Here is a 2,987-nt window from a genome sequence, read left to right on the forward strand (position 1 = left end):
GGCCGGCCCGTGGCGGGTCGAGGCGAACGTGCCTGACACGCCGGAGTGGGCCGAGTGGCGCGACTCCGTCGTCGGGCGCGCGGCGGGGCAGAGCAACGGCACCACCGTCCAGTTCATCGATGCGGTCCCCGCAGCCGACGTGGACTTCTCCTTCCAGACACCCGGTGCGTTCGTCGAGAACAACCCGTTCGTGTTCCTGCCCGCCTTCCGGCTCGGTGCCAGCGACGGCGACCAGTCCGGCCTCTTCGGCGGCGCCGCGCACGAGTACGAGGCGATGAGCCCGAACATCACCGATGCGGTGCCGGTCAGCATGCAGGTGCCGTTCGGCCAGATCGGTGCCACCTACGGCACGGCCTGGCAGCGGGCCGAGGAGCCCGGTGGCCAGGGCTCGGTGTTCGCCTCCGCCTACGTGCGCCGGCACTCCGGCATGGGCCCGGGCGGCGTCGACGCGATCTACAAGATCACGCCCGACGGCGGCACCCCGGCCTCGCCCACCGCCAGCGGCGAGGTCTTCGTGAACCTGGCCGACTACGGCATCGACGTGGGCAGCGACTCCGACCCCGGTGCGGTCGCCGGTGACCCTGATGGCCTGCGCCCCGCGATGACCATCGAGAACGGGGCGTACGACTGGTTGATGGACGCGCAGGCGTGGGACCGGGTCGGCCGGACCGGCCTGGGCGCGATGGAGATCTCCAACGACCAGCAGTCGCTGTTCGTCGTCAACCTGGAGAACCGCTCGCTCGTCGAGATCGGCATCAGCCGCGACGGTACGCAGGTGCTCGACGTGACCGAGCACGAACTGGACGCCTACTTCCCGGACGGCAGTGACCTGCGCCCGTTCGGCATCTCGGCGAACCCGCTGACCAACGAGATGTACCTGACGGTCACCAATACCGCCGAGTCGACCGGGAACCGGGCCGACCTGCACGCCTACGTGTACTCGTTCGACCCGGCCGATCCCACGAACCTGACCGAGGCGCTGGACTTCCCGCTGGGCTACACCCCCCGGGGCGTCCACGGCACCAACAACACGGACTACCGCGCGTGGAGCACCGACCCCGCGTACTGGATGTCGATGCGGGGGCCGTACACCGCCGAGGCCGACATCATGGTGACCTCCGTCCCGATCGTCGCAGATGCGCGCTACTTGCACGGAGACCTCGTCGTCGGTATTCGTGACCTGGGCGGTGACCTGTTCGGCTCGTTCACTCACTACGCGCCGGGCGACGACCGCCTGGTCATCGGCCGCTCCGTCGGTGGTGACCTGATGAAGGCCGGCTCCAACGGCGACGGCACGTGGACCATCGAGCAGAACGGTGTCGTCAACGGCGTCCAGGGCGCGGGTGCGGGTGCCGCGTCGCAGCTGAACGGCCCGTTCGGCCCGGACAAGTTCTTCCCGGACGTCTGGGTGAACGGCTCGGAGCACCTCGGCGCGACACTGGTCGTGCCCAGCCGCGAGGACGGCATCCTGGAGACCGGTCTGCACACGGCCGAGGGCGGCTTCCAGGTCGGCACTCGCCGGTTCTTCCAGGACACTGGCGCGCTGGTCGAGCCGCGCGGTGCCGCCATCATCACCGGAACCGGTCAGCCAGGTGCCACGACCAAGGGCAACGGCCTCGGTGAGCTGACGGCGATGGCGTCGGCCGCGCCGATCGAGATCGGGAACTACGTCTGGTTCGACAACGACAACGACGGCATCCAGGACCCGGACGAGGAGCCGGTGCCGGGCGCGACGGTCAACCTGTACGAGGTCGACGCCGACGGCAACCGCACGCTCGTCAGCACCACGACGACCGACGCGAACGGCGAGTACTACTTCTCCTCCGACGACGCGGCGTACGCGTTGAAGACGCACACCGACTACGTCGTCGGCGTGGACAACCCGGCCGACTACGAAGCCGGTGGGGTGTTGGAGAACTGGTACCCGACGGTGCCCGACACCGGCGACCCGAACTCCGTCGACGCCGACCGGAACGACTCCGACGGCTTGGTGGAGACCACCGACGACGGCGACTTCCCGTACGCCGCCATCACCACCGGCGGGCCGGGCGAGAACGACCACACGATCGACTTCGGGTATTCGAACATCGATTACGAGTTCGACAAACGCACGGTGTCCGGACCCACGGAGAACCCGGACGACGACGGCACCTGGACGGTCGTCTACGAGCTGGTCGCCGAGAACACCGGGATGATCCCGGGGGCGTACCTGCTCACCGACGATCTGACCGGGTACGGCGCCGGTGTCGAGGTGGTCGACACGCAGGTGGTCAGTGGTCCGCCGGAGGCGGAGGGGTTGTTGAACCCGGGCTGGGACGGCACGACCGACCTGAACGTGGTGACCGGCGAGGTGCCCATCGCGGCGCAGTCGACCGTGGAGAACGGCTCCGAGCATGTCTACACGCTGGAGGTGACGGTCCGGCTCACGACCGATCCGGACACCGGTGAGGTGACGGCGCTGCCGGAGAACCTGGCCTGCACCGACGGCCAGCAGGCCGGCGACGCGACCACGGGGCTGTTCAACCACGCCACGCTGGACCCGACCAACCACGAGGACCTCACCGACGACGAGTGCGGCGACCTGCCGATCGTCACGCTCGACAAGACCGTCGTCACCGAGCCGCACGTGGTGGACCGGGAGAACCAGCCCGGCGTGTGGGAGATCACCTACGGCCTCACCGTCACCAACGAGTCCGAGGTGCCGACCGACTACGACCTCGAGGACGCGCTGCGCTTCGGCACGGGCATCGAGATCGTCGACGGCTCGGTGATCGCCGCGAACGTGGTGCCGGGCGGCATCGTCACCCGGCCTGAGTACGACGGCGTCACCGACCTGCTGATCGTCGAGGACGAGCCGATCGGCGCGCTGGAGTCGCACGAGTACACCGTCACGGTGCAGTTCACCGTGAACCTGCCGAACCCGCCGGCGCAGCCCGACCCGTCGGACTGCACGCTGGCCGGCGGCGAGGGTGAGGACGGGACCGGGC

At 69.2% G+C, this 2,987-nt stretch carries 1 protein-coding gene; it reads left to right on the top strand.

What is annotated here, in order from left to right; translation table 11 throughout:
• Window positions 1-28: 28 nt before the first annotated feature.
• Window positions 29-2,987 (top strand): SdrD B-like domain-containing protein (locus DZA62_RS35185; RefSeq protein WP_198664546.1); only part of this gene is annotated, 2,959 nt, incomplete at its 3' end.

It is taken from the genome of Jiangella endophytica (assembly GCF_003427025.1).
In the GTDB taxonomy this organism is placed as follows: domain Bacteria; phylum Actinomycetota; class Actinomycetes; order Jiangellales; family Jiangellaceae; genus Jiangella; species Jiangella endophytica.